The organism is Streptomyces sp. LS1784 (assembly GCF_020103755.1).
Classification (GTDB): domain Bacteria; phylum Actinomycetota; class Actinomycetes; order Streptomycetales; family Streptomycetaceae; genus Kitasatospora.
On record NZ_JAHSQD010001209.1, the window covers coordinates 1 to 764 of the forward strand.

1 pseudogene is annotated in these 764 nt (G+C 66.0%); it reads left to right on the forward strand.

Annotation, left to right across the window (positions count from 1 at the left end):
* Nucleotides 1-195: 195 nt before the first annotated feature.
* Nucleotides 196-638 (forward strand): annotated as a pseudogene (locus KS423_RS46575) (transposase); the annotation flags it as partial.
* Nucleotides 639-764 lie beyond the last annotated feature (126 nt).

A 764-nucleotide genomic window follows, 5' to 3' on the forward strand; every position in this document is an offset into this window, starting at 1 on the left:
GCAGCTCTCCCGCTGGGCCCAGGACGGCCACCTCCGGAAATGTGGCCCCGGCGTATACACATCCAGCCGCGAGAACCCTTCAACTCCCTTGCGTGACCTGCGGAAACGTTAACTACCTGGCCTTGGGCCTTCCCCCCGATGTGTGGACACCCCGGACACTGGATCTCGGAGATCCAGAGGAAGAGGAGTCCCCCTGTGGTGATGAAGGTGTACTCGCCGGAGTTCAAGGCGGACGCCGTGGCGCTGTACCTGGCGGAGCCGGGAGGCACGATTCGCTCCGTCGCCGATGATCTCGGGGTCAACCACGAGACCCTGAGGAACTGGATCAGCGCCCATCGGGCCCGGCAGCGGGAGGGCGCCGAGAGCGTTCGGGCTGTTGGTTCGGGCGCCCCGGTAGGCTCCGACACCGTGTTGGAGCAAGAGAACAAGCAGCTCAGGGCCCGGATACGGGAGCTTGAGCTGGAGCGGGACATCCTGCGCCGGGCGGCGAAGTATTTCGCCGGGGAGACGAACTGGTGATGAGTCGCTTCCAGGTCGTTGAGGACCACCGAGACGCCTTCGGGGTGAAGCGGCTGTGCCGGGTGCTGGAGGTTTCCCGGTCCGGGTTCTACCGGTGGCTGGCCGCCGCGCCGGCCCGTGAGAGGACGTTAAGTCCCCTTTCTCTCGGTTCGTGATCGCCCGTTCGTGTGAACGTCGGCCGTACTGGCGTGCCAGTCGGGGCCCGGGTGATGTTCTGCGACTCATGGACAGACGGGCGTACCCGA